Genomic DNA, 19,614 nt, shown 5'->3' with positions numbered 1-19,614 from the left:
CCGATTATACGGAGCCCGTCGCGGGCTCGCCAGCCCTGTCGAGCAGGGGCGCGAGCACCGGCTCCAGCTGGCCGCGACGCCACCCGCCGAGCGCGCCCGGCCAGTCCGCGCCTTCGACCATCGCTTCGAGCCACTTGCGCGACGCCAGGACGCCGTCTGGCAGGCCGAGTGCGGCGCTACGTTCGGCCACGGCCTGCTGCAGTCGTTTGAGCTGCTTGCGGTCAGGTTCCTCGCCGCGCGAGATCGGCATTTCAGACTCGTCGGGCAGCGCGGTCGTCAGCGCCTGCCAGATCACCTGCTGCAACTTGCGCGGCGCCTTGGGGTGGGCGTCGAGGCGACGCTGCAGCGCGTCGATGTCGGCGGGCGGGTCGCGGGCGAGCAGGGTGGCCAGTTCGTTGTCGAGGATCCAGCTGCGCGGGCGGTCCTGCTGGCGTGCGTACTTTTCGCGCCAGCGCAGCAGCCGCGCCAGTCGGCGTTGCGCTTCGGCATCGAGGAACAGCCCCGCGCGGCCCCCGAGTTGCGGCCAGCGGTCGCCTTCCATATTGCCGGCAGTCGCGACCAGGCGCGCGCAGTCCTCTTCGAGCCATGCAGTGCGGCCCTGCGTGTCGAGCTTTCCGGCCAGCGTGTCGTGCAGCGCGAACAGATGCACGACGTCGTCGACCGCGTATTCCAGCTGGGTGGCCGACAGCGGACGGCGCAGCCAGTCCGAACGCGTCTCGCCCTTCGGCAGCGCGACCCTCAGCGTTTCCTGCACCAGCCGCTGATAGCCCATGCCGCCGCCCACGCCGGCCAGCGATGCGGCGATCTGCGTGTCGAACAACGGTGCGGGCACCATGCCGCAAGCATGGCCGAAGGCCACGAGATCCTCGCTGGCGCTGTGCATGATCTTGAGGATTGCGGGATCGGCCAGCAGTGGGCGCAAGGCTTCGGCGATGCCGGGCGCGAGCGGGTCGACCAGCAGCACCTCGATGCCGTCGTCGCGTTCGACCGCGATCTGCACCAGCGCCAGTTGCGGCCAGAACGTGCGCTCGCGAATGAACTCGGTATCCAGACCGACGCGGGCGGGGGCAGTGGGCAGGCGGTCGCGCAGGACCGCGGGATCGTCGATCCAGAAAGATTGGGGAGATGACATCGCGGCAGCCTAAACGCGCGTGCCGGTCGCGGCAATCGGCGCGGCTGTCGCATCGCCGCCACGCCGCCGATGGCTTAATCTGGCGCGATGCGGTCCAGGGAGCCCGGTTTGCGCAGCATCTTCGTCGTCGGACTGCTCGCGGTGTGCGTGCTCGCGGGCTGCAAACGCGATGCCGTCGACGACACCGCGGCCCTCGGCGACGGCACGGTGACCATCAGCGGCGACGATGCCGTGGTGGCCCAGCTCAACTGGGCGCCACCCCTGGTGACGATTCCCGACGACGGGCGCGACGCGGCACTCGAGACCGCCGATGCGGCCCTCGCGGCGGACGATCTCTACGCCACGCCGACGTCCGCGATTCCGCTCTACCTCGCGCTGGCGCGCATGCCCGAACACGAGACGGCCGCGCGGCGCGGGCTGCGCGAGGCGCAGGCACGCCTGCTGGCACTCGGCGCGCAGGCACTGGTCGAGGCCGACGAGCAGGATTCGATCGCCGGGATGCGCGCCGCGCACGATTTCGCTGCCGTCGCGCGTTTCCTCGCGCCCGGCGACGATGCGGTGGTGCGCTATCTCGAACGCGTCGACGACAGCGACCGCCTGTGGGAACTCAATCGCGCCGCCGAGCGCGACCTGCAGGCCGGCGAACTGGGAGAAAGCGGTGGCGGGGCGCTGGCGAAGTTCCGCGAGGCTGCCGCGCAACGGCCCGGCCAGCCGCGGGCGCTGCAGGGCATGGCCGCGGTGGAGAGCGAGATGATCCGCCGCGCCGAACTGGCCGCCGACGCGGCCGACTACAACGGCGCCTCGCGCTGGCTCGCGCACGCGACGACCATCCGGCCGGGTTTCCCCACCGTCGCCGACGCCGAGCAACGCCTGGAGCGGCGCCGAGCCGCGCACATCCGCCGGTTGCGCGACGAAGGCCTCGACGCGTTGCCGAAGATCCGCGGCGTCGACATCGCCCGCGAACGCCTGGCGCAGATCATCGGCATCGCCGATCCCGGCGACCCGGTCGCCAACGACTTGCGCCAGCGCATCGACCAGGCCGTGCACTACGGCGACTTCCGGCCCGGCCAGGTATTCACCGACGCCCTCGAAGGCGGCGCACGGGGTCCACAGGTCGTGGTGCTGCCGCACGGCGGTTTCATGATGGGCGCGCTGCCCGGCGACCGCGATGCCGAGGACAACGAGAAGCCGCGCCACCCGGTGCGCTTCGAGCGCGGCTTCGCGATGGGCGTGCGCGAGGTGTCGGTGGGCGAGTTCCGCCGGTTCGTCGATGCCACCGGCTACCAGTCGCGCGCGGTGCGTCGCGGCTTCTCGCTGGCCTATGACGAGCGCACCGGCAACTTCCTCCGCCGCAGCAATGTCGACTGGCGCTCGGACTACGTCGGCCGCCCGGCCGGCGACACGCTGCCGGTCGTCCACGTCAGTGCCAAGGACGCGCAGGCCTACGTCGACTGGCTGTCGGCCCAGAGCGGTCGCCGCTACCGGCTGCCGAGCGAGGCGGAATTCGAGTACGCGTTCCGCAACGGCAGCAGCGAACGCTATCCGTGGGGCGAGGGCACGCCACCCGACGGCGCTGGCAACATGACCGGCGCGCTGGACCGTTCACCGGGCGGCCGCAGCTGGGGCAATGCCTTTCCCGATTACGAAGACGGCTACTGGGGCCCGGCGCCGGTCGGCAGCTTCGAACCCAACACCTGGGGCGTGCACGACCTCGCCGGCAACGTCAGCGAATGGATGGCCGACTGCTGGCATGCGACCTACCGGCGCGCGCCCGACGACGGCTCGGCCTGGGTCAATCCCGGCTGCCGCGACCAGGTGATCCGCGGCGGCTCGTGGGCGAGTTCACCCGCGCAGACGCGGGCGAGCTGGCGGGCACTTGCGCAGGTGGACACCACCAATGCGAGACTCGGCTTCCGCGTCGTACGCGAACTTTGACCGGCCACAGGCCATCTACCGGAGCGTGACATGAGACAGGATCCCTTCGGTCGTGGCGACCGCCGCCAGCAGCCCGACCGCCCGCGGCGCGGCCTCAACCTGCGCTTCGTGATCCTGCTGCTGTTCGCGGGCTATGGCGCCTACTACTGGTTCTCCAACCGCAGCGTCGATCCGGTGACCGGCGAGACCGTGCTGATCGATCGCTCGCTCGACGTCAGCCAGGAGAAGGCGCTGGGCCTGGAGGCCTACCAGGAGATCCTCGGCCAGGAGCGGCCGCTCGATCCCGACGACCCGCTGTCGAAGGACGTGCGCCTGATCGCCGAACGCCTGATCGCCAAGGTCGACGTCGTCGAAGCCGAACTCGCGCGCGAACACGGTCTGGAACCGACGCGCTTTTCGGAGAGCTTCGACTGGGAAGTCAACGTGCTGCAGTCCGACCAGGCCAATGCGTTCTGCCTGCCGGGCGGCAAGATGGCGGTCTACACCGGCCTGATTCCGGTGGCGAAGAACGCCGACGCGCTGGCGGTCGTGATGGGCCACGAGATCGCCCACGCACTGCTGCGCCACGGCGCCCAGCGCATGGCCCAGCAGAAACTCACCCAGGTCGGCCAGATGGCCGGCGCGATGAGCGGCATGGACCCGCAGCAGCAACAGATGGTCATGGCCGCGATGGGCTACGGCTATCTGCTGCCGTACGCGCGCAAACACGAGACCGAGGCCGACAACATCGGCCTGATGCTCGCCGCGGCCGCCTGCTTCGACCCGCGCGAAGCGGTGCCGCTGTGGGAGCGCATGTCCGAAGCGAGCGGCGGCCAGGCGCCGCCGGAGTTCTCGTCCACGCACCCCAATCCCGGTACCCGCATCCAGACGCTGGAATCGCTGATGCCCAAGGCCCTCGAGTACCGCGCGAAATTCTGCGAGGACGCGCAGGGCGGCGCGACGACCGCCGCGCTCAGAACCCCATGAGCATTCCGCCGTTGACCGGCAGGTTGATGCCGGTGATGTAACCGGCATCGTCTGCGGTCAGGAACACCACGCCGCGTGCGATGTCGTCGGGCTGGCCGACGCGACCCACCGGAACAGTGGCCACAGTGCGGGCCAGCACTTCGGGCGGCATCGCCGCGGTCATCGGCGTTTCCACGTAGCCCGGCGACAGGCTGTTGACGGTCACGCCCTTGGCCGCGACCTCGCGCGCCAGCGACATCGTGAAGCCATGCAGGCCGGCCTTGGCCGCGGCGTAGTTGGTCTGGCCGAAATTGCCGATCTGGCCGCTGACCGAGCTGATGTTGACGATGCGCCCGAAGCCGCGCGCGACCATGCCGTCGACTGCGGCGCGGCAGAGATGGAAGGCACTGTCGAGGTTGATGCGCAGCACGTCGTCCCACTGCTCGGTCGACATCTTGCGCAGCGTCGAATCGCGCGTGATACCGGCGGCGTTGACGAGGATGTCGAGACGACCGTAGCGCGCTTCGACATCCGCAATCGCGGCGGCGCACGACGCGGCGTCGCCGACATCGAGCGCCAGCGTTTCGACGTGCAGGCCGTCCATCGCGTTGTTGAATGCCGCAAGACGCGCGGCGTCGGCGGGCAGGTCGGCGGCGATGACATGCGCGCCCTGCGCGGCGAGCTGGCGGCAGATGGCGCGGCCGATGCCGCCGAGGCCGCCAGTGACGAGGGCGATGCGGGGAGTGTTGTGCATGGGATGTGTCCTGGCAGATCCGCTAGGTTTGGCGATGCGCCACCCATCAGATCGCTGAAAATTGAAGTCGTCATTCCGGCGAACGCCGGAAGCGACTTTCAACAGCCGAATGGCTGGTCATCCAGCGACTTGCGTGCAGGTCGGCAGCATCGACTGCGACCACCGGACATTGCACGTCGCTCGCGTCAGGAAGTGCGAGAGCGACGGGGTCAATGTCGAAGTCACTGGATTCCGGCGTTCGCCGGAATGACGGAAATAGGGACGGAGATTAGGAGACTGCGAAAGCGGCCCGGAAAGCCTCAGCGACCCCGCTTGGGCGGATCGCGCTCGGCCGTCTTGGCCGTCGGCGCAGCGCCACCGATCATCGTCTTCTGGAACTCCTTCCACATCTCCAGATTCCGCTCGGTGAGCTGGTTCATCATCGTCCACGGGGTCTGGCCGAGGAGGCCGCCCATCTGCGAACGGAACTGCTGTTGCTGGTCGAGGAACACCTGCATCGAGCGCTCGAGGTAGTTGCCCATGAAGCCCTGCATCGAGTCACCGTAGAACCGGATGATCTGGCTCAGCAGCTGGGTCGAGAGCACCGGCTCGCCGTCGGATTCGTGCTCGGAAATGATCTGCAGCAGGACCGAACGGGTGATGTCGGTGCCGCTCTTGGCATCGCGGACTTCGAAGTCCTCACCGTCGACGATCAGCTGGCGGACGTCTTCGATGGTGATGTAGCTGGAAATTTCCGTGTCGTAGAGGCGACGGTTCGGGTACTTCTTGATGATGCGCACGGCACTGCTCATGAAGCCAACACTCTGATCCTTGATGCTGCGCAGCATGGCGCAGCGGGGCAGGCGGGCGCAACTGGACCAATGGCCTGAATGCGGCAGGACCGCGCCGCGCCGCCGACCATCCGCACACGCATGGCGCGGCGGCCGGAAGCGCGGTGCGCGGACTACCAGCCCATGTGGTGGCCGCCGTTGATGTCGAGGTTGGAGCCGGTGATCCAGGCCGCTTCATCGGCCACCAGGAAGTTCACCGCGTAGGCGATCTCCTCCGGACGACCCAGGCGGCCGGTCGGGATATCGGCGGCGATCTTCGCGCGCACTTCCTCGGGCACCGCCATCACCATGTCGGTCGCCACGTAACCGGGCGAGACCGTGTTGACGGTGATGCCGAGCTTGGCGTTTTCGCGCGCCAGCGAAATCGTGAAGCCGTGCATGCCGGCCTTGGCCGCGGCGTAGTTCGCCTGGCCGTACTGGCCCTTCAGACCGTTGATCGAGCTGATCTGGATGATCCGGCCCCACTTGCGCTCGCGCATGCCCTCGATCACCGGGCGCGTGACGTTGTAGACCGAATTGAGATTGGTGTTGATGACGTCCTGCCATTGCAGCGCGTGCATCTTGTGGAAGGTGCCGTCGCGGGTGATGCCGGCGTTGTTGACGAGGATGTCGATCGGGCCGAGCTGCGACTCGACCTCACGCACCATCTTCTCGGCTTCCTCGTGATCGGACACGTCGCCGGACGCGATCGCGACGTCGTAGCCGGCCTCGCGCATCTGCGCCTGCCAGGCCTGCGCCTTCTCGGCATTGCGGTAATTGGTGGCGACGCGATAGCCGTTGTCGGCCAGCCGCCTGACGATTGCCGTGCCGATGCCGCCGGTACCGCCCGTAACCAGTGCCACGCGTCCGCTCATGTCGTCCTCTTTGCGTTGGGGGTGTCGCCAGCATGGCGACCGTCGATTGCAGTCTATGCATCGCCCGCGTGCGATGGGTAGTGCATTGCAGCAATTCCCACGTCGTGCCGCGGCACGCGGTCCAACCGGAAGCGATCGACTGCATGGGCGAGAAATTCGCCGGGCGTTCCCACGGCGATCGGCTGCTGGCCGAGCACACGCCAGGCGAAGTGCAGGCCCGGCATCGGATCACGCGCATCCACGGCCGGCGCATCGGCGGATTTCGACAGCTTGCGACCGTCCGCATCGAGCAGCAGTGGCAGATGGGCGTACTTCGGCGTCGGAAGCCGGAGCATCCGCTGCAGCAGGATCTGCCGCGCGGTCGAGTCCAGCAGGTCGGCGCCACGCACGACGTCGGTGATGCCTTGGTCGCCATCGTCGACGACCACCGCCAACTGGTAGGCCCAGAAGCCATCGGCACGCTTGAGCACGAAGTCGCCGACCTCGGTATCGACCTGCTGCACCTGCGGGCCGCGGATCGCATCGACGAATTCGATACGCGTGTCCGGCGGCACGCGCAGGCGGATCGCAGGATCAAGGCGCGGTGCACGCGCGCGGCACGCGCCGAGATGCCGGCCGTCCGTCGCCGCGAGATCGGCGCGGCTGCAATGACAGACGAAGGCATCGCCGCGCGCCAGCAGACCGTCGAGTACGGCCGCGTAGCGCGCATCGCGCGTGCTCTGCACCAGCACGTCGCCATCGCGGTCGAACCCGAAGGCCTGCAGCGTGTCGAGTTGCGAGGTCGCAGCGCCGCCGACCTCCCGTAAGCGGTCGACATCCTCGATCCGCACGCGCCATTCGCCATGCGCCTGCCGCGCGAGCACCCAGCTGCCGAGCGCGGCAATCAGCGAACCGGCGTGCAACGCACCGGTGGGCGAGGGCGCGAAGCGGCCTCGATAAGGCGCCTCGGGTGACGCGCGTTCCAAACTGTCTGGCACATGAACTGTCACGGCTTCGCCACTGCGCCTTCCGCGATGCTGAATTGAAATCGTGCGTCGCTGCACGCAAATTGGCGCGACACGTTCTTGTTTCCCACTTCCGCCTGACGCAGGCGTCATCCGGACAAGGTACCCAATGCTCAAGCGTTTCGGTCTTCTCATCGCCACCAATTTCGCCATCCTGCTGCTCGTCAGCATCGTCATGGCGATCTTCGGCATCAACCCGGGCACCAATGCCGGCCTGCTGGTATTCGCGGCGCTGTTCGGCTTCGGCGGCGCGTTCTTCTCGCTGGCGATTTCCAAGTGGTCGGCCAAGCGCTCCACCGGCGCCTACGTGATCGAGCAGCCGCGTGACGAGGCCGAGCGTTGGCTCGTCGACACCGTGCGCCGCCAGGCCCAGCAGGCTGGCATCGGCATGCCGGAAGTCGCGATTTACGACGCACCCGAGATCAACGCCTTCGCCACCGGCATGAACCGCAACAACGCGCTGGTCGCCGTGTCGACCGGTCTGCTGCGTTCGATGACGCGCGACGAGGCAGAGGCGGTGCTGGGCCATGAAGTCGCCCACGTCGCCAACGGCGACATGGTGACCATGACCCTGCTGCAGGGCGTGCTCAACACCTTCGTGATCTTCCTGGCCCGCGTGGTCGGCCGCGCGATCGACGGTTACCTCAATGGTGGCCGCGACAACGGCGGTGGCGGCATCGCGTACTTCGCCATCGTGTTCGTGCTGGACATGATCTTCGGCCTGTTCGCCTCGATGATCGCGATGTGGTTCTCGCGCTACCGCGAGTTCCGCGCCGACGAAGGCGGTGCCGCATTGGCCGGCCGCGCGAAGATGATCGCCGCGCTCGAGCGCCTGGCCCAGACCTATGGCCAGAGCACGATGCCCAAGACCATCGCCGCATTCGGCATCAGCGGTGGCGTCGGCCACGGCTTCAAGAAGCTGCTGATGAGCCATCCCCCGCTCGACGAGCGCATCTCGGCCCTGCGCAACGCACCGCCGAGCCGCGACTCGATCCGGCAGGGTGTGGTGGCCTGATCGATCGGCCTGCCGATGCAGGCATTCTGAGTTCAGAGACGAGAAGCCCGCCGAAAGGCGGGCTTTTTGTTTTAAGCCCTCCCCCGCGCGCGGGGGAGGGTTGGGTGGGGGCAAACCGCCGCCGGATCCACCTACCGTCATTCCGGCGAAAGCCGGAATCCATTTGGCTCTTGAGGCCTGCGCAGCGTTCCAACACCCCGCCAAAATCAAAATGGATTCCGGCTTTCGCCGGAATGACGGAGCTTGGGGATTCAAGGTCCTTGGAAGGCTCGATGCACCCGGCGCTCGAATCAGCCGCCGTGCTTCTTCTGCGCCGCCTCGAACGCCGCCAGCTGCTTGGGCGTGGCGTCCTTCTGGTGCATCGCCTTCCACTGCGCGAACGGCATGCCGTAGACGGCGGCCCGGGCGGTGTCCTTGTCCATCGGCACGCCTTCGGCGGCTGCGGCGTCGCGGTACCAGTCGCCCAGGCAGTTGCGGCAGAAGCCGGCGAGGATCATCAGATCGATGTTCTGCACGTCCGGGCGCGTCTCGTTGAGGTGCGACAGCAGGCGGCGGAAAGCGGCGGCCTCGACGCGGGTGCGGGCGTCATCGGACAGGGGAGGGGGGGCGTCGGCCATCGGAGGTCTCCAGCGGAAAGTTCGGTCGACAGGATCGGGGCGCTGCAGTCGAGTCGCAAGCCGCCACCGATCATCCCAACCACACCGTCATTCCCGCGGCGCTCAACAGACGATGTCCGAGTAAGCGGGAATCCAGCGACTCCAAGGCATCGAACGCAAAGGCACTGGATTCCCGCCTTCGCGGGAATGACGAGCCGGGGCGGGTCGCCGATGCCCCGGCCCCAAATCGAAGCAAGCGAGCCGTCCCACCAAAATCGGGGACAATACCCGCCCCCACGCCGCCGACACCGCCCCGCATGACCGCCGCTGATTCCGCCCCGGCCCGCATCCTCGACGGCAAGCGCATTGCCGACACCCTGCTCGACGAATTGCGCGTCCGCGTGGATGCGCGCGTCGCCGCAGGCGGTTCGCGTCCGGGCCTGGCGGTGGTGCTCGTCGGTGGCGATCCGGCCTCGCAGTCCTACGTGCGCAACAAGCGCCGGGCGGCGGAGAAGGTCGGCATCCAGGCCTTCGACTACGACCTGCCGGTGGGCACCACCGAAGCCGAACTCATCGCGCTGATCGACACGCTCAATGCCGACCCCGCCGTGCACGGCATCCTCGTGCAGCTGCCGCTGCCGGGTATTCCGGACGCGACCGACGTCATCCATCGCATCGATCCACGCAAGGACGTCGACGGCTTCCATCCCGAGAACGTCGGCCGCCTCGCACTGCGCCAGTTCGGCCTGCGCCCGTGCACGCCGCGCGGCGTGACCACGCTGCTGGCCTACACCGATCGCCCGGTGCGCGGTGCCAGCGCGACGATCGTCGGCGTCAGCAACCACGTCGGCCGGCCGATGGCGCTTGAACTGATGATCGCCGGCTGCACCGTCACCACCTGCCACCGCTTCACGCCGCCGGACGTGCTGCGCCGGCACGTGGGCGAGGCCGACATCCTCGTCGTCGCCGTCGGTCGCCCGTCGCTGATTCCCGGCGAATGGGTCAAGCCGGGCGCTGTGGTGATCGACGTCGGCATCAACCGCATCGAGGACGGCCGCCTGGTCGGTGACGTCGGCTTCGAGGCCGCCGCGCAGCGCGCCAGCTGGATCACGCCGGTGCCGGGCGGGGTGGGGCCGATGACCGTCGCCACGCTCATGCAGAACACCATCGAGGCCGCCGAAGCGGGCGTCTGAACCCGCCAGGAGGCACGCCGGCGGACCGCTGCGTTGCCTGCGTGAACGGGCCAAACGCGCTAGAATGGCGCGCTTCCTCCTCCCCGGCACCCCGCATGCTGCGCATCCAGGCCGAAGCACTCACGTACGACGACGTCTCGCTCGTTCCCGCCCACTCCTTGATCCTCCCCAAGGATGTCCGGCTCGCCACCCGCCTGACCCGCGACCTGCGCCTGAACCTGCCGATCGTCTCGGCGGCCATGGACACGGTCACCGAAGCCCGCCTCGCTATCGCGATGGCCCAGCTCGGCGGCATCGGCATCGTGCACAAGAACCTGAGCGCCGAGCGCCAGGCCGCGGAAGTGGCCAAGGTGAAGAACTTCGAAGCCGGCGTGATCCGCGAGCCCTTCACCGTGGGCCCGGACACCACGATCGGTGAAGTCTTGCGCCTGACCCGCGCACGCAACATCTCCGGCGTGCCGGTGGTCGACGGCGGCAAGCTGGTCGGCATCGTCACCGGCCGCGACATGCGCTTCGAGACCAAGCTCGACGATCCGGTCCGCAACGTGATGACCAAGCAGGACCGTCTGGTCACCGTGCGCGAAGGCGCCAGCGACACCGAAGTGCTGGCCCTGCTGCACAAGCACCGCATCGAGAAGGTGCTGGTGGTCAACGATGCGTTCGAACTGCGCGGCCTGATCACCGTCAAGGACATCCAGAAGGCCGTCGACAACCCCAATGCCGCCAAGGATGCCGACGAGCAGCTGCTGGTCGGCGCCGCGGTGGGCGTGGGCGGCGACACCGAAAAGCGCGTCGAACTGCTCGTCGCTGCCGGCGTGGACGTGATCATCGTCGACACCGCGCATGGCCATTCGCAGGGCGTGCTGGACCGGGTGAACTGGGTCAAGAAGACCTATCCGCAGGTGCAGGTGATCGGCGGCAACATCGTCACCGGCGACGCGGCCAAGGCACTCGAAGACGCCGGCGCGGACGCGGTGAAGGTGGGCGTGGGCCCGGGCTCGATCTGCACCACGCGCGTCGTCGCGGGTGTGGGCGTGCCGCAGGTCACCGCGATCGACATGGTCGCCGAGGCGCTGCAGGACCGCATCCCGCTGATCGCCGACGGTGGCATCCGCTACTCGGGCGATATCGGCAAGGCGCTGGTCGCCGGCGCATCGACGGTGATGATCGGCGGCCTGTTCGCCGGCACCGAGGAAGCCCCGGGCGAAGTCGAACTGTTCCAGGGCCGCAGCTACAAGAGCTACCGCGGCATGGGCTCGCTGGGCGCGATGGAGCAGGGCTCCAAGGACCGCTATTTCCAGGACTCGTCGGACGCCGACAAGCTCGTGCCCGAAGGCATCGAAGGCCGCGTGCCGTACCGCGGCGCGCTGGGCGGCATCATCCACCAGCTCGCCGGCGGCCTGCGCGCCACCATGGGCTACGTGGGCTGCGCGACCATCGAAGACATGCGCACGCAGCCGAAGTTCGTGAGGATCACCGGCGCCGGCCAGCGCGAGAGCCACGTGCACGACGTCACGATCACCAAGCAGCCGCCGAACTACCAGGCGGGCTGAGGCCGCCGGACGTGATTGGTCATTCGTAATTCGTGATTCGAAACAGCAGATTGCAGCGAGACTTGGAAATGACGGGCTTCAACGAATCACCAATCACCCATCACGAATCACTGCTCCACCGCGACAAGATCCTGATCCTCGACTTCGGCGCGCAGTACACGCAGCTGATCGCCCGCCGCATCCGCGAGCTGGGCGTCTACTGCGAAATCTGGGCCTGGGACCACGATCCGGCCGAGATCGCCGCGTTCGCGCCCAAGGGCATCATCCTGTCGGGCGGCCCGGAATCGACCACCGAACACGGCTCGCCGCGCGCACCGCAGGAAGTCTTCGACTGCGGCCTGCCGCTGCTGGGCATCTGCTACGGCATGCAGACGATGGCCAAGCAGCTGGGCGGCGAGACCGAAGCCGCCGACGCGCGCGAGTACGGCCACGCCGAAGTCGCCATCGTCGCCAAGGACAGCCTGTTCGAAGGCCTCAGCGATCACGCCGGCGCCCAGCGCCTCGACGTGTGGATGAGCCATGGTGATCACGTCAGCGCCGCGCCGCCCGAGTTCACCGTCACCGCCAGCACCGAGCGCGTGCCGGTGGCCGCGTTCGCGAACGAGGCCAAGCGCTGGTACGGCGTGCAGTTCCACCCCGAAGTCACGCACACCAAGCAGGGCCAGGCGTTGCTGCGCCGCTTCGTCGTCGACATCTGCGGCTGCGCCACGCTGTGGACCGCGGCCAACATCATCGAGGACCAGATCGCGCGCGTGCGCGAGCAGGTGGGCAGCGACGAGGTGATCCTCGGCCTGTCGGGCGGCGTGGATTCGTCCGTCGTCGCCGCGCTGCTGCACAAGGCCATCGGCCCGCAGCTGACCTGCGTGTTCGTCGACACCGGCCTGCTGCGGCAGGGCGAGGGCGACCAGGTCATGGCGACCTTCGCCGATGCGTCCAGTGCGCATGGCCTCGGCGTGCGTGTGATCCGCGTCGACGCGCGCGACCGCTACTTCAGCGCGCTCGCCGGCGTGAGCGATCCGGAAGCCAAGCGCAAGATCATCGGCAACCTGTTCGTCGAGATCTTCGACGAAGAGGCGGGCAAGCTGACCAACGCCAAGTGGCTGGCGCAGGGCACCATCTATCCCGACGTCATTGAGTCGGCCGGCAGCAAGACCGGCAAGGCCCACGTCATCAAGAGCCACCACAACGTCGGCGGCCTGCCCGAGCACATGAAGATGGGCCTGGTCGAACCGCTGCGCGAGCTGTTCAAGGATGAAGTGCGGCGCCTCGGCGTCGAACTCGGCCTGCCGCGCGAGATGGTCTACCGCCACCCGTTCCCGGGCCCGGGACTGGGCGTGCGCATCCTCGGCGAGGTCAAAGCCGAGTACGCCGAGATCCTGGCCAAGGCCGACCACATCTTCATCGAAGAACTGCGCCGCGCCGACCTCTACGACAAGACCAGCCAGGCCTTCGCCGTGTTCCTGCCGGTCAAGTCCGTCGGCGTGGTCGGCGACGCCCGCGCCTACGAATGGGTGATCTCGCTGCGCGCCGTGGAGACCATCGACTTCATGACCGCCCATTGGGCGCACCTGCCGTACGACTTCCTCGGCCGCGTCTCGAACCGGATCATCAACGAAGTGCGTGGGGTGTCGCGCGTGGTGTACGACATCAGTGGGAAGCCGCCGGCGACGATTGAGTGGGAGTGAGGGGCCAACCTCATGAGTCGGCCCGCCGTGCGCGTCGAGCAAGAGCCTGGGTATCTCAAGACTTATAAATCTCGCGCCGGTGGTAGTCCAAGAAAATCCTCTCGCTAGCAGTGAGGGCTCGGACGAGTTTCAACCCATCAACCTTAAGTGTGTCGTCCTGCAACCTCGGACTCACCAACAAGTCGCCGTTGTCATTGAAGGTAATGAGGCCCGCATCGAAGAGAGCATCCAACGTTGCAACTAGTGGCAGTCCGTTGGAAGGATCGAGACGTTCTTCATTGGTGCAAGACCGCCAAGGCTTGGAGTGTGATGCACGAATCACATCTAGTGTTGTACTGCCAGTCACAGCACAGGAGCGATGCCAGCGCTCCAAGACTTCAGATCGAAATTTTCCTTGGCCTAGCCGGGCGGAAATAAGTCGCTGCTTCTCAGTGACAGTGATGTCCTGAACGAGCACACTTTCAATGTCTTGATGAATCTCGAGGGCATCGGCCTTTGTCAGGCCCGAGAGAACCTCAGATTCGCTTTGACTTGGCGATCCCTCAGGCGTGATTTTGCTAGGCAAGCCGCGAGCAAACTCATATGTGCTGGTAATCGGGTCCCAGTACGAGAGATGCCAAAATTCAGGATCAAGCATGCGCTTGGCCACTCGAGAAGACTCATCGTCGCTCGATTTTGCACGACTGCCTTCTACGATTCCCACGCGTACCAGACTACCCACTTTCAAATTCGATACATGCTTAAGAAAATTGTCAGCCCTCTTCGCTGTCATGGGTCGTGTCGCCTCTAGCTCGGCGATGACCGCACGCCAATCCTGGCGATAACGGATCAGGCCATCAATTTCAGTCATATCCTCATGCCAGAGCATGAACAAGTTTTGGCTAGTCGCTAGGTCTTTGTAAGACCACGCATAAGCACGGCCATTGACGGCGGGATTCTTGTTCTGGCCCCCTTTTTCGATTAGTCGCCCATTCGGTCAAATCAAAATTGAGCTCTGAGAGAACCTCATATACGGACAGTTTGGAATGAGGGCGCAGCTCTTCAAGCATTTGTGTTGGCCGAAAAGTGGAAGAGATAGTCGAGTTTAACGGCGCAGGGGAGGGGCGCGACACGGTCAGTACAACGTGTCCACTTCCAAGATTGGCAGACGCATGGTCCATGCTGGCAAATTGCTTTAGCGGGCTGGCTAGCATCCGTCTCTGCCGTCTATCGGGTAAGAGTTCTCGGCACACTTCCTAAGTGCGCCCAACAAAAACGGCCCGCAATACGGGCCGTTTTCGTGAGGCATAGAGCCGGCGGCTCACACCAACCGCGTCAGCCGCCCATGCCGGTCCGGCGCGCGGCCGTACTGGATGTCGAGCAGGTCCTTGCGGATCGCCATCGTCACTTCGCCCGGCTGCGCTTCGGCATCGCCGACGCTGAAATCGTGGCCCTTGAGTACGCCGATCGGCGAGATGCTGGCGGCGGTACCGCAGGCGAAGACCTCGGCGATCTCGCCCGAGCGCACGCCTTCGATCCACTCGGCGATCTCGACACGACGCTCGGTCACGGTGTGGCCGCGGTCGCGCAGCAGCTGGATCACGCTGTCGCGGGTGATGCCTTCGAGGATGCTGCCGGTCAGCGATGCCGTGATGATGCTGCGTCCTTCTGCACCAGGAACACGTTCATGCCGCCGAGTTCTTCGACGTAAGTGTTCGTTTCGGCATCGAGGAACAGCACCTGGGCGCAGCCGTTCTCGACGGCTTCGCGCTGCGGCAACAGGGACGAGGCGTAGTTGCCGCCGCACTTGGCCGAACCGGTACCGCCGCGGCCTGCGCGTGCGTAGCCGCGCGAGATCCAGATCGAAATCGGCTTGATGCCGCCGTTGAAGTAGGCGCCGGCGGGGCTGGCGATCACGTAGTAGGCCACGCGAAGGGCAGGGCACACGCGGAGGAAATCCTCGTTGGCGATCATGAAAGGCCGGATGTACAGGCTCGATTCGCCGCCACCCGGCACCAGCAGCCGCTACTTCGAGCTGATCAACGTCAGCCACGACGCGGTGGTGTCGGTCACCGAAGCGCGACCGGGCGGGGCACAGGGTTCGATTGCGCTGTCGCCGCTGCGCGGCGGCCACCACACCGCCATGCTCGAACTGGCCAGTGCGCCCTGCATCCGCGATTTCCGAATCGGCTTGCGCGACGGCCGCACGCTAATCTATCGCGACATCAACGTCTGCCGAAGCCGCGGGTTGTACGTGCGGACTGCGGATATGCAAAGCGAGTCGCGGGATCTGGCGGACGCGGCGGCCGAGGGTGGTGAGTGATCAGGGTACCGATAGACCATCGCCGACCTCGGCGCTCGGACGCCTGCCTCATTCGTGCCGCCGACAGTGCGTCGTACGTGACAGCACGCCTCTCGACACGCGGCCCCGCCATGTGTGGACGCGTTTCACGTCCCAGCGGCCACCATGCGGTGTCCAACCATCGAGCGGCCCGCATGCAACCCACCGACAAGGCCGCGTACGCCGCGGCGCTGAGCGACCTGGAAACGGAGCTGAAACGCATCGAAGGCAAACAGGACGCCAAGTTGCGCAAGATCGCGACGCTGTGCAACGCGGCGCTCGCGCTGCGCGACCAGCTCGAGCAGAGCGGTGACGTGGTGTGGTTGAACCAGCAGCTGCACCGGATTGCCAGCGCGCACGGCTTGCCGGACGAATGCGTGCTGGAGGACGACCAGACCTTCGCCGGTCAGACGCTCGACACCACCGACAACTCCGCCTCTTCGAACACGTAAGGCACGCCCATGAACTGCAGCGGCAGCTGCCCGCTCAGCCGGCTGGAGTGCGAGCGCTTGAGTTCTTCGAGAAACGCACGCCGCTGATGCAGCGGCACGACGATGCGTCGCGGCTGGATGCCCGCGATGAGCATCGTCATGATCCGCGCTTCGATGACCGGAAGAATCGGCGCGCTGGGTGTTCCGTCAGGCATGCCAGCACTGTGAATGGGCGTCGCCGCTGCTTCTGTGCGGCAACGCGCTTTGCAGGCGTCGCCGTCGACGACGTCGGTGCGCGGCACGCGTGCGTCGCTCATGCCGCGAGCGGCACGATGCGATGCAGGCCGCCGAGAATCGGCGCCTGCAGGATGCGGTAGGCATCGCGATCGAACTGGCCCACGCTGCCACGGATGCGGCGCGCGGCGGTGAGGGTGTCGGCGCTGCCGAGGTACTGCCAGTCCAGCACCACGTGGTACTGCCGCATGTCGGTGCCGCGCTCCTCCAGTGCCACCGCGCCGCGCCAAGGCCAGGCGGAGACCTGGCGCTCTTCGAGCGCATCGCGCAGCCGCTGTTCGTGATCTCCCAGCGGCTCGGCACCGTGGCAGGCGCCGGCGCACTGCTTGAGCATCGCGCGGAAGCACGGCCGACCGGCGACGCCACGTTCGATGCCGAGCAGCGTGTAGCAGAGCTGGTGGGTGTCGGCGATGCGGCGCAACGCGGACATCGCCGATCGCGGACTGGAGTACAGCCCGTAGACCATGAGCGCGCGTGCGGGGTCGAGTTCCGCCGAGTTCACCACGGTGACCGCACCGCGGTGCAGCTGCAGCGAGAACTGGCGCGTCGTGCGCCGCAGCTTGCGGTTGTAGAGCGGCTGCTGGGCCTTGATCAGCTGCGCTTCGAGCAGCTGCGCGCCGATGTCGCCGGCCGTGCGCACGTGCGAGATGCGCCGCGACTGCCGCAGCAGCATCGACTCCTCGGGCGTGCGCAGGTGATCCATGACCCGGCCACGGATGTCGACCGACTTGCCGATGTAGAGCGGCAGCACGTCGCCCTCGGGCCCATGGAAGGTGTAGACGCCCGGCGCGCGGGGCAAGGCGTCGATCTCGCCACGCAGGTGCTCGGGATATTCGTAGAGCTTGGCGGCTTCCCGCCGGCGGTCACGCACCGGGCGCATGGCACACCGGCAGGCCGGGCACATGGACGTTGCGGGCGATGCGAAGACCCGGTGATTCCTGCAGGCCCGGGGGCGACCACGCGATTGCCGTACAGCGGGCGCGGATTACCGAGCAGACGAAGACAGGAGGGAAGGATGACGCGAACGGATCGATCAACGGGGCACGACGGGACTGGAAGGCTGCGCACCGTGCACGCAAGCGGTCTCACAGCGTGAGATCACACCGATCGACCGGCACGCGTGGACCGCGCCCGAACCGTCGCGAACGCAGCGAATATCGGCCGGCAGATTCGCGGCTGCACCACATGCGCGCACCTAGCGTCCAGACTCCTGACCGCTTCGAGGCATGCGACATGGCGACCGCTCAACGGATCCACAGGCTTGTGCTGTCCACCGCCGTCCTGGCATCACTGGCGGCCGCGCCGGCCTTCGCGCAGCAGGGCGACGGCACCGATACGGCCGTCCGCCACACGGTGTTCAAACCCGGACCATCGGACCCGACGCCCGAACGTCTGCAGGCCATCCAGCTGCCCGAGGGCTTCGAGATCGGCGTGTTCGCATCCGGCCTGTTGAATCCGCGCATTCTTGCCGTGCACCCGGCCGGGCACATCTACGTCTCCCGGCGCGAGCAGGGCGACGTGCTGCTGATGCACGACGCCGATGGTGACGGCCGCAGCGACGGCGCGCCGGTCCCCGTCCTGCATCGGCCCGATGCGCATGGTCTGGCGGTCCACGGCGACCATCTCTACGTCGTGACGGTCAAGGAGCTGCTGCGCGCGCCGATCCAGGCCGATGGCCGTCTCGGCGAGGCTGAACTGCTGCTCGACGACCTGCCCGACGGCGGACAACACCCGAATCGCACGCTGGCGTTCGGGCCGGACGGCAAGCTCTATCTGAGCGTCGGCTCCACCTGCAACGCGTGCAACGAGACCAATCCCGAACACGCCACGCTGTTGCGGATGGAGCCCGACGGCACCTCGCGCAGCATCTTCGCCTCGGGCCTGCGCAACACGATCGGCCTCGGCTGGCAGCCGCAGACGGGCGAGCTGTGGGGCATGGACCACAACATCGACAGCCTCGGTGACGACGCGCATGCCGAGGAACTCAACCGCATCGAACTGGGCAAGCAGTACGGCTGGCCGCACGTCTTCGCAGACGGCGGCCTGCATCCGCAGACCACGCCGGTCGGCGGCATCACCAAGGCGCAGTGGCGCGACATGAGCGAGCCCATGGTCATGGGCTACACGCCGCACGCCGCGCCGATGCAGATGGCCTTCTATCGCGGCCAGGCGTTCCCGGCGGCCTACCAGGGCGACGCCTTCGTCGCGATGCGCGGCTCGTGGAACCGCAAGCCCGCTGCCGGCTACGAGATCGCCCGCGTGGAATTCGAGAACGGCAAGCCGCGCGCGATCGAGCCCTTCGCCACCGGCTTTCTTGTCGACGATGGCAACGCGCAGATCGCACGGCCGGTCGGCCTGGCCGTCCTGCCGGACGGGTCACTGCTGATGAGCGACGACGGCAACGGCACGATCTATCGCATCGCCTACACCGGCGCACCGGCGCGCAATACGCGTGGCTCACGCGCGGATGCGCCGGTTCCCGCCGGCCCGATGCAGCAGCAGGCCAGCAAGGGACACAGCGTGCCCCTGGCCTTCGATCGACCGGAAACGCGTGTGCGTCGCGACGCGGACATGTCCGTGCAGTCGCAGGCGTTTGCCGACGGCCAGCCGATCCCCTCGCGTCACAGCGAGTACGGCGAAGGCGTGTCGCCGGCGCTGCGCTGGCAGCCGGTCGAAGGTGCGCAGTCCTATGCGCTGATCATGGAAGACCGGGACGCGGCGATGCCGAGACCCTTCGTGCACTGGGTGGCCTGGAACATTCCGGCGGCGATGACGGCGCTGCCCGAAGGTCTGGCGAAATCGCCGCGTCTGACCGATCCGGAAGACCTGCGGCAGGGCCGCAACAGCTACGGCGCGACCGGCTACTACGGTCCCAAGCCGCCGCCGGGCACGGGCGTGCATCACTACCACTTCCAGGTGCTGGCCCTCGACCGCATGCTGGACGTCGCACCGGGATCGGATCGCGACACGGTGCTGGACGCGGCACGCGGCCATGTCATCGGCAAGGCGCGCGTGATCGGGACCTATGCAGCGCCGCCGGCCGAGTAAGTGAGTGTCGGAGATCAAGCGTGAC

At 67.2% G+C, this 19,614-nt stretch carries 18 protein-coding genes and 1 pseudogene; 9 read left to right on the top strand and 10 right to left on the bottom strand.

Annotated features, from left to right (window positions below):
- Positions 1 to 4: 4 nt before the first annotated feature.
- Positions 5 to 1,132 carry a ribonuclease D gene (rnd, locus tag E2F49_RS04075; RefSeq protein ID WP_133392720.1) on the bottom strand — a complete coding sequence of 376 codons (1,128 nt, stop codon included), beginning with the start codon at positions 1,130 to 1,132 and terminating at the stop codon, positions 5 to 7.
- 108 nt (positions 1,133 to 1,240) lie between these two features.
- On the opposite strand from rnd, the gene E2F49_RS04070 reads away from it, so the two are divergent.
- Both E2F49_RS04070 and E2F49_RS04065 read left to right on the top strand, forming a co-directional pair.
- The gene (locus E2F49_RS04070; protein WP_243713416.1) at positions 1,241 to 3,067 is read left to right on the top strand and encodes a formylglycine-generating enzyme family protein; all 1,827 of its coding nucleotides are present in this window, start codon (positions 1,241 to 1,243) and stop codon (positions 3,065 to 3,067) included.
- A 30-nt stretch (positions 3,068 to 3,097) separates the two neighbouring features.
- Positions 3,098 to 4,033 (top strand): M48 family metallopeptidase, encoded by a 936-nt coding sequence (locus tag E2F49_RS04065; RefSeq protein ID WP_133392719.1) that lies wholly within the window; start codon positions 3,098 to 3,100, stop codon positions 4,031 to 4,033.
- Here the strand turns inward: E2F49_RS04065 and phbB (E2F49_RS04060) are convergent.
- The 4 genes from phbB (E2F49_RS04060) to gluQRS form a co-directional block, all read right to left on the bottom strand.
- The gene (phbB, locus tag E2F49_RS04060) at positions 4,020 to 4,766 is read right to left on the bottom strand and encodes an acetoacetyl-CoA reductase (protein ID WP_133392718.1); all 747 of its coding nucleotides are present in this window, start codon (positions 4,764 to 4,766) and stop codon (positions 4,020 to 4,022) included. The two genes, E2F49_RS04065 and phbB (E2F49_RS04060), sit on opposite strands and share 14 nt — an antisense overlap.
- A gap of 299 nt (positions 4,767 to 5,065) precedes the next feature.
- On the bottom strand, positions 5,066 to 5,593 hold the full coding sequence (gene phaR / locus E2F49_RS04055) for a polyhydroxyalkanoate synthesis repressor PhaR (protein WP_208004797.1): 528 nt from the start codon (positions 5,591 to 5,593) through the stop codon (positions 5,066 to 5,068).
- A gap of 116 nt (positions 5,594 to 5,709) precedes the next feature.
- A complete protein-coding gene (phbB, locus tag E2F49_RS04050) occupies positions 5,710 to 6,450 on the bottom strand; it encodes an acetoacetyl-CoA reductase (RefSeq protein WP_133392717.1) in 741 nt (246 codons plus the stop codon).
- A 53-nt stretch (positions 6,451 to 6,503) separates the two neighbouring features.
- Positions 6,504 to 7,427, bottom strand: coding sequence for a tRNA glutamyl-Q(34) synthetase GluQRS (gene gluQRS / locus E2F49_RS04045; RefSeq protein WP_243713412.1), 924 nt, complete (start codon positions 7,425 to 7,427; stop codon positions 6,504 to 6,506).
- 136 nt (positions 7,428 to 7,563) lie between these two features.
- Here gluQRS and htpX point away from each other — a divergent pair, with 136 nt between their 5' ends.
- Positions 7,564 to 8,469 carry a protease HtpX gene (htpX, locus tag E2F49_RS04040; RefSeq protein WP_133392715.1) on the top strand — a complete coding sequence of 302 codons (906 nt, stop codon included), beginning with the start codon at positions 7,564 to 7,566 and terminating at the stop codon, positions 8,467 to 8,469.
- A 290-nt stretch (positions 8,470 to 8,759) separates the two neighbouring features.
- On the opposite strand, the gene E2F49_RS04035 is transcribed toward htpX, so the two are convergent.
- The gene (locus E2F49_RS04035; RefSeq protein WP_133392714.1) at positions 8,760 to 9,086 is read right to left on the bottom strand and encodes a DUF1244 domain-containing protein; all 327 of its coding nucleotides are present in this window, start codon (positions 9,084 to 9,086) and stop codon (positions 8,760 to 8,762) included.
- A 296-nt stretch (positions 9,087 to 9,382) separates the two neighbouring features.
- On the opposite strand from E2F49_RS04035, the gene folD reads away from it, so the two are divergent.
- The 3 genes from folD to guaA all read left to right on the top strand — a co-directional run bounded on the left by folD (position 9,383) and on the right by guaA (position 13,496).
- Positions 9,383 to 10,258, top strand: coding sequence for a bifunctional methylenetetrahydrofolate dehydrogenase/methenyltetrahydrofolate cyclohydrolase FolD (folD, locus tag E2F49_RS04030; RefSeq protein WP_133392713.1), 876 nt, complete (start codon positions 9,383 to 9,385; stop codon positions 10,256 to 10,258).
- A gap of 95 nt (positions 10,259 to 10,353) precedes the next feature.
- A complete protein-coding gene (gene guaB, locus E2F49_RS04025; RefSeq protein ID WP_133392712.1) occupies positions 10,354 to 11,811 on the top strand; it encodes an IMP dehydrogenase in 1,458 nt (485 codons plus the stop codon).
- 68 nt (positions 11,812 to 11,879) lie between these two features.
- Positions 11,880 to 13,496, top strand: coding sequence for a glutamine-hydrolyzing GMP synthase (guaA, locus tag E2F49_RS04020; protein ID WP_133392711.1), 1,617 nt, complete (start codon positions 11,880 to 11,882; stop codon positions 13,494 to 13,496).
- Positions 13,497 to 13,551: 55 nt separating this feature from the next.
- Here guaA and E2F49_RS04015 read toward each other — a convergent pair whose 3' ends face one another.
- The gene (locus tag E2F49_RS04015; protein ID WP_133392710.1) at positions 13,552 to 14,364 is read right to left on the bottom strand and encodes an HNH endonuclease; all 813 of its coding nucleotides are present in this window, start codon (positions 14,362 to 14,364) and stop codon (positions 13,552 to 13,554) included.
- Between the two features lie 432 nt (positions 14,365 to 14,796).
- Positions 14,797 to 15,491, bottom strand: a pseudogene (gene ilvE, locus E2F49_RS04010) (branched-chain-amino-acid transaminase); the annotation flags it as partial.
- Between ilvE and E2F49_RS04005 the strand changes: the two are divergent.
- Both E2F49_RS04005 and E2F49_RS04000 read left to right on the top strand, forming a co-directional pair.
- Positions 15,460 to 15,798, top strand: a complete 339-nt coding sequence (locus tag E2F49_RS04005) for a hypothetical protein (RefSeq protein ID WP_133392709.1) — start codon at positions 15,460 to 15,462, stop codon at positions 15,796 to 15,798. The pseudogene ilvE and the gene E2F49_RS04005 sit on opposite strands and share 32 nt — an antisense overlap.
- Before the next feature lie 173 nt (positions 15,799 to 15,971).
- Positions 15,972 to 16,268, top strand: coding sequence for a hypothetical protein (locus E2F49_RS04000; protein WP_133392708.1), 297 nt, complete (start codon positions 15,972 to 15,974; stop codon positions 16,266 to 16,268).
- Here the strand turns inward: E2F49_RS04000 and E2F49_RS03995 are convergent.
- Both E2F49_RS03995 and cho read right to left on the bottom strand, forming a co-directional pair.
- On the bottom strand, positions 16,223 to 16,564 hold the full coding sequence (locus tag E2F49_RS03995) for a hypothetical protein (RefSeq protein ID WP_133392707.1): 342 nt from the start codon (positions 16,562 to 16,564) through the stop codon (positions 16,223 to 16,225). The genes E2F49_RS04000 and E2F49_RS03995 overlap by 46 nt on opposite strands.
- Positions 16,561 to 17,421 carry an excinuclease Cho gene (cho, locus tag E2F49_RS03990; RefSeq protein ID WP_133392706.1) on the bottom strand — a complete coding sequence of 287 codons (861 nt, stop codon included), beginning with the start codon at positions 17,419 to 17,421 and terminating at the stop codon, positions 16,561 to 16,563. The genes E2F49_RS03995 and cho overlap by 4 nt, the downstream gene beginning before the upstream one ends.
- A gap of 383 nt (positions 17,422 to 17,804) precedes the next feature.
- On the opposite strand from cho, the gene E2F49_RS03985 reads away from it, so the two are divergent.
- On the top strand, positions 17,805 to 19,589 hold the full coding sequence (locus tag E2F49_RS03985) for a YbhB/YbcL family Raf kinase inhibitor-like protein (RefSeq protein WP_208004795.1): 1,785 nt from the start codon (positions 17,805 to 17,807) through the stop codon (positions 19,587 to 19,589).
- Positions 19,590 to 19,614 lie beyond the last annotated feature (25 nt).

This window comes from Luteimonas terrae (genome assembly GCF_004358165.1).
GTDB classification, from domain to species: Bacteria; Pseudomonadota; Gammaproteobacteria; order Xanthomonadales; family Xanthomonadaceae; genus Luteimonas; species Luteimonas terrae.
This window is presented reverse-complemented; position numbering and strand designations above follow the sequence as displayed.

Coding starts and splice junctions, on each gene's coding strand:
- E2F49_RS04000 (WP_133392708.1), top strand. CDS start 15,972: ATGCAACCCACCGACAAGGCCGCGTACGCCGCGGCGCTGAGCGACCTG.
- guaB (WP_133392712.1), top strand. CDS start 10,354: ATGCTGCGCATCCAGGCCGAAGCACTCACGTACGACGACGTCTCGCTC.
- phbB (WP_133392718.1), bottom strand. CDS start 4,766: ATGCACAACACTCCCCGCATCGCCCTCGTCACTGGCGGCCTCGGCGGC.
- phaR (WP_208004797.1), bottom strand. CDS start 5,593: ATGCTGCGCAGCATCAAGGATCAGAGTGTTGGCTTCATGAGCAGTGCC.
- E2F49_RS04035 (WP_133392714.1), bottom strand. CDS start 9,086: ATGGCCGACGCCCCCCCTCCCCTGTCCGATGACGCCCGCACCCGCGTC.
- htpX (WP_133392715.1), top strand. CDS start 7,564: ATGCTCAAGCGTTTCGGTCTTCTCATCGCCACCAATTTCGCCATCCTG.
- E2F49_RS04005 (WP_133392709.1), top strand. CDS start 15,460: ATGTACAGGCTCGATTCGCCGCCACCCGGCACCAGCAGCCGCTACTTC.
- cho (WP_133392706.1), bottom strand. CDS start 17,421: ATGCGCCCGGTGCGTGACCGCCGGCGGGAAGCCGCCAAGCTCTACGAA.
- E2F49_RS04065 (WP_133392719.1), top strand. CDS start 3,098: ATGAGACAGGATCCCTTCGGTCGTGGCGACCGCCGCCAGCAGCCCGAC.
- phbB (WP_133392717.1), bottom strand. CDS start 6,450: ATGAGCGGACGCGTGGCACTGGTTACGGGCGGTACCGGCGGCATCGGC.
- E2F49_RS04015 (WP_133392710.1), bottom strand. CDS start 14,364: ATGCTCTGGCATGAGGATATGACTGAAATTGATGGCCTGATCCGTTAT.
- guaA (WP_133392711.1), top strand. CDS start 11,880: ATGACGGGCTTCAACGAATCACCAATCACCCATCACGAATCACTGCTC.
- folD (WP_133392713.1), top strand. CDS start 9,383: ATGACCGCCGCTGATTCCGCCCCGGCCCGCATCCTCGACGGCAAGCGC.
- rnd (WP_133392720.1), bottom strand. CDS start 1,132: ATGTCATCTCCCCAATCTTTCTGGATCGACGATCCCGCGGTCCTGCGC.
- E2F49_RS03995 (WP_133392707.1), bottom strand. CDS start 16,564: ATGAGCGACGCACGCGTGCCGCGCACCGACGTCGTCGACGGCGACGCC.